This window comes from bacterium (genome assembly GCA_030654305.1).
Lineage (GTDB): Bacteria > Krumholzibacteriota > Krumholzibacteriia > LZORAL124-64-63 > LZORAL124-64-63 > PNOJ01.
In genome coordinates this window covers 1-5,335 of the sequence record JAURXS010000062.1, presented here as the reverse complement: position 1 = coordinate 5,335, position 5,335 = coordinate 1, and the positions used below count along the sequence as shown (strand labels likewise).

General features: G+C 72.4%; 2 protein-coding genes. Both read right to left on the bottom strand.

Annotation, left to right across the window (positions count from 1 at the left end):
- Nucleotides 1-3,516 (bottom strand): translocation/assembly module TamB domain-containing protein (locus Q7W29_01620; GenBank protein ID MDO9170509.1); only part of this gene is annotated, 3,516 nt, incomplete at its 3' end.
- A gap of 9 nt (nt 3,517-3,525) precedes the next feature.
- Nucleotides 3,526-5,335, bottom strand: a 1,810-nt coding sequence (locus Q7W29_01615; GenBank protein MDO9170508.1) for a BamA/TamA family outer membrane protein, incomplete at its 5' end; no start/stop codon positions are given.

The window sequence follows — 5,335 nt, the reverse complement described above, 5'->3', positions numbered from 1 at the left end:
GGGCTCGTCCGAGACGTTCGGCGTCATGCCCAGCAGCATGCGCTCGATGTTGCTGCGCGCGTAGCCGCTTTCGGAGCGGAAGGCGACCTGCGGTGCCAGCGCCGAGCCCGTCACGTCCACGTAGATCTTCTCCAGCAGGCGCGAGCCGCCTTCCCTGGCGGCCGGCAGCCGCACCGAAGTCTCGGCCGTGAGTCCCACCTGGGGAATCACGCCGTGCTCCTGCGAGAAGTCCAGGCCGCCGTAGCTGACCTTGAAGTCGTTGTTGAACACCGGCAGGCGGCCCTGGTCGATGTTCAGGTGGCCGCTGAGGTTCATGCCGCCCATGTCGCGCAGCAGGCGCACGTCCCCGCTCAGGAACAGCTCCATCGTGCGGTTGACGACCCGGCAGCTGCGCGGCGGCGCCCGCAGGCGCAGGTTCGCCAGCCAGTCCGGGGCCACCGTGGCCACGCGCGGGTCGCTCACGCTCGGCTGTTCCGAGAAGTCGCCGGAGAAGCGCGCCTCGATGATCTCCAGATCGCCGGCGAAGCTCGGCACGAGCAGCTCGTCGGGGCCCACCTTGACGCCGGTCAGCGAGATGCCGCGCCCGCGGACCAGGGCCCGCAGGTCCGGGATCGAGGCGACCAGGAAGCGGTCGGCGTCCAGCTCGACGTCGAAGCGCTCCAGCACCAGGCCCTTGAAGGTGAGCGTGCCCTCGCCCGCCAGCGTGCCGCGGGCGCCCTCGCGCGCGCGGATGTCGCGGAGCGTGAGCACGTCGCCCTCCCATTCGCCGTCGCACGACACGCCGGCGTAGACCTCGCTCAACCCCCGCAGGACGCAGGATCCCTCGCGCAGGGCGATCCGGCCGTGGTACAGGGGGTGGTTCGCCGGTCCCGAAACGACGAGCGACAGGCCGCCGCGCCCCCCCGACTCGACGAAGGCGTTGCAGGTGCGCGCCAGCGGCGCCAGGTCGGTGTCGTCGGGGATGGCGAGGCTCATCAGGAACGGACCGTCGACCGGCGAGACGGGCGTCGACAGGAAATCCAGCTGCAGGGGGATCTCGAGGCGGCCGGTCAGGGGCAGCGTCTCGCGGCGGCCGGCGAGGTCTTCCAGGGCCAGCACGCCGTCGGCGTAGGCGACGTTCCCGCGCAGCTCGTCCAGGTGCAGCCAGTGGACGTGGAAGGGGCGGCTCTCGATCCCGCCCGCGATCAGGGGACGGCGGGTGTCGCCGGTGATCTTCAGGCTGCCGTCGAAGGCGCCGGCCAGCCGGTCCAGCGAGGGGATCGCGAACTGGTCGAGGAAGGCCCAGTCGCCGTCCTCGACGTCGAGGTCGAGGTCCAGCGCGGCGCCGGGCCAGAAGTCCCGCGGCCCGGTTCCGGGGTGGGACACCATCCCGCGGGCGCGCACGCGGCCGAAGTTGCTGCGCAGGTCCAGGGCGCGCACGTCGAGGTTGCCCTCGTAGAACAGCACCGAGATCGAGAGGCTGTCCAGATCCGCCTTGGGCAGTCGGCAACCGCTCAAGCTCGCCTCCAGCCCGAGCAGCGGTTCCGCCGGGCTGCCGCCGAGGCTGACCTGGGCGGTGACCTCGCCGTTGAGCACGTCGTTGCCGGACAGGAACAGGTTGACCAGGCCCAGGTCGAAACGCTCGAGCGCGAGCTCGCCGTCGAGCGTGCCGGCCGGCTCGTCCCAGACGCCCCTCGCGTCCAGTTCGCCGTAGCGGGAAGCCAGCAGGACGCGATCCAGCTGCAGACGGCCGGGGCCGGTCTGGAACAGGGCGGGCTCCGACAGCGTCCAGCGGCTGCCCTCGAGCGAGATCTCGAGCTGCGGCACCTCGAAGTCGGCCCGCCCGTCGTGGAAGCGGCCCCGCCCGCGCAGGACGAGGGTCGTGTCGCCGCGCACCGTGCGGAAGTGCTCGATCACCACGGCGTCGCGCGACACCCCGCCGACGCCGGTAAAGGCGCCCATGGGCACGCCGGCCAGCGACAGCCCGTCGCCGACCGTCTCCATGGACACCGACGGCTCGCCCAGGACGTCCTCGATCGCCAGCACCACCCGGCAGCTGTCCAGGGACAGGGCCGACACGCCGGCCGCGCGCAGATCCGCCGCACCCGAGAAGCGGTAGACGGGATCGCGGCCGGTCACCTCGCCCTCGGCGCTCAGGCTGCCCCGGAGCTCCGGCAGCTCCCACTGCGGCGGCAACCGGCCCAAGTCCCCGACGTCGACGGTCGCCCGGCCCGCGAACACGCCGGCGCTGTCGGCGCGGCCGGTCAGGTGCGCCCGCTGCCCCCGGTAGGCCAGGTCGAGCGTCCGGAAGGTGACGCCGGCCGGATCGGCGTCGACATCCACGCGCAGGGTGTCGAACGGCACGTCGGCGACGAAGCCGTCACACAGCCAGCCGCTCACCTGCGTGAGGTCGGCGGCGTCGCGCCGCCACAGGTACATCCGGCCCCGCCCGCCCGTGGGCGGCAGGTCGGTCTCGGGCACCAGGCCCTGCGAGAGATCGACGTCGGCGACGTCGCCCTCCAGCACGAAGGTCACGTCCAGCGGATCGGCGATGTCGAACACCCCGCCACCGCTGAACCAGGCGCCGTTGATGCGGCCTTCCAGGCTGTCCCAGACGAGCTCGGTCGGCGACAGGACCGCACGGCCGCGCACGCCGTCGAGCCGGTAGCCCTCCAGTTCCCCCGTGAAGGCGACGTCGAAGCGTACGGTGTCGCCGCGCGCCGTCAGGAGCATCTGTGCGTCGCCGCTGGCGATGAAGCCCAGCGTCATGTCGATCAGGTTCTCGACTTCGGGCACGCTGACGCCCAAGGCGGAGATGTCCAGATCGAGGTCACCGTCGTGCTTGCGGACTCCCTCGCAGGTGACGGGGCTCCCGTTGACCAGCGCGCTGAGCTGGCGGACGGTGACGCCCTCGCCGTCGACCTCCACGTAGCCAGTCAGGTCCTGCAACCGGGTGGAACGCGAGGCCCAGTCGACGTCGGCGTCGCGGCACGCCAGGACGAGGCCGCCGCCGGCGCGGACGCCGCCGCGCCAATCCAGCGACGGGATCTGCTCCTCGACACGGCCGTCCGCTCCCGACACTTCCAGCAGCGCGCGGCGCACCGTCAGGTCGTCCACGCGGAAGTCCGGCAGGTCGAAGGGGCTGCCCGGCACCGCCGGCTCTCCGGGCGCGCGGGGCGCGCCGCGCCTGGCACGGATCTCGGCGCCGGCGACCGTCACCTGGCGCAAGCCGAGCGTCCCGCGCAGCAGCTCGCGGAAATCGTACTGCAGCTTCAGCGTGTCGATGCCCACCACGACCACGGCGCCCCGCTCGCCGTGCAGGGAGAGCGTGGCGTCGTGAAGCTCGAGCCCGGTGAGCGGGTTGCCCGCGATGTCGCGGATGCGGATGCTGCCGTCGCTGCCGCGCAGGAGGTGGTTGGTCGCCAGGCGCGCGAACCACGGCGCCAACAGGCGCGGGTGGGTCCCCACATAGGCCACCGCGCCCAGGAACAGCGCCAAGGCCAGCAGGAGCGTCCAGCGTGTCGTGCGCGCGACCATCGCCCTCTCTCAGAAGGGGAAACCCAGGGAGAAGTGGTAGATGACCTTGTCCTCGGTCACGGTGTCGGACAGCAGGGCCCGCTTCAGCGGGAAGCCGGCGTCGAGCCTGACGGGGCCGACCGGGGTGTCGACCCGCACGCCGCAGCCGACGCTGTAGCGGTAGTCCCAGAGCTTCGTCGACGCGTCGTCCTGCGAGGCGCGGGCGTACGACCGCCAGCGGAAGCTCCGCAGCCGGATGTCGCGGGCGTTCTCCCAGACGTTGCCGCCGTCGACGAAGGCCACGCCGTCGACGCGCCAGGACCGCAGCAGGGGCAGCGGGAAGCGCCACTCGACGTTGGTCAGCAGCAGGTAGTTGCCCCCGCGGGCCGGCTGATTGGACAGGGGCACGTCGCTGGCGAGCTCCAGCGAATCGAGCACGGCCTGGTCCGTGATCTGGGGGCCCAGGCTGCGCTCGAGGTAGCCCCGGACCGTGGTGGCGCCCCCGGCGAAGAAGCGCTCCTGGTAGGGCACGCCGTCGGCGCCGCGGGCCCGGGAGCCGGCGTAGGGGCGCACGGTCCCGACGCTGGCGCGCATGGCGAGCACGCCGCCCAGGGGGAAAGGCCGGTATTCCTGCCAGCTCGCCGAGACCTTCACGAAGGAGTTGTCGCCGCCGAGCGGGCCGCCGGCGACTTCCAGGCGCGTCGTCTGCGTCGCGCCCCGCCGCGGCCGCAGCGGGTCGTCGCGCCCCTCGTTCTGGAAGGACCAGCCCAGCGAGCGGGTGTCCCGCGGGCGCAGGTCGCTGGCTTCGAACGCCGCGCGCAGGGGCGCCTTGGCGTCGGGATGCAGGGAGGGGTCGACCTCCTCGATGCGGGCCTCCACGACGTGGCTGACGCGCGGGCCGCTCCCGAACCGCGTGCCGACCGAGAGGCCGCGGGACATCAGGTTCAGCCCCGACTCGCCGCGCGTCTCCTTGCCGACGTAGACGCCGGAATCGAGCCGCAGGCGGCCGAGCACGCCGGGGTAGGTGTGCAGCAGGTCGTAGCGGTAGTTCAGCTCGGGGTGCACGGGGCCGTCGGTCAGGCGCTGGACGTCCTCGTAGTTCAGGGAGGTGCGCGTGCTCGCGCGCAGGCGCTGGCCGGTCCCGAACAGGTTGTTGTGGCCCCAGGCGACGAGCAGGCGGATCCGCTCGCGGGTGCCGACGCCGAGACCGAACTCGTAGTAGGCGGGCTTGCGCTCGACGACCTCCACCAGCAGCCGGGTCGTGCCCGCGACGGAGTCGGTGTCGACCGGACGGAAGCCCACGTCGCGGAACAGCGAGGTGTCGAGCAGCCGCCGCTGCGAAGCCTCGACCTCGCTCCAGCGGAACAGGTCGCCGGGCTTCATCGACAGTTCGCGTCCGATCAGGTCGAGCCGGGTCCGGCGGCGCCCCTCGACGGTGATGTCTTCGATCCGGTAGACCTTGCCGGGCGCGATCTCGTAGACCAGGTGCGCCAGCCGGCGCGCGGGGTCGGCCGTGGCCGAAGTCGTCATCACGGGCCGGATCTGCGCGAGCATGTGCCCGCGCTCCCACAGGCGGGTGCGCAGGAGGTAGATGTCGGTGCCGAGGTCGTTGAGGTCCGCCGGGGCGGCCACCCCCGCGACGAAGTGGAGATCGGCCAGGAGCTCGACGGTGTCCAGAACTGCCGTGCCATCACCGTCGGCGCCGTCGCCGTCGGCGTTTTGGCCTCCGTCGTCCGCGACCGCGGCCACGACCACGTCGAGGAACGTCTGCGGCCCCTCCACGATACTGATGTGCAGCACGTCGCCGCGCTCATCGACGTCGGTCTGCACCGAATCGAGC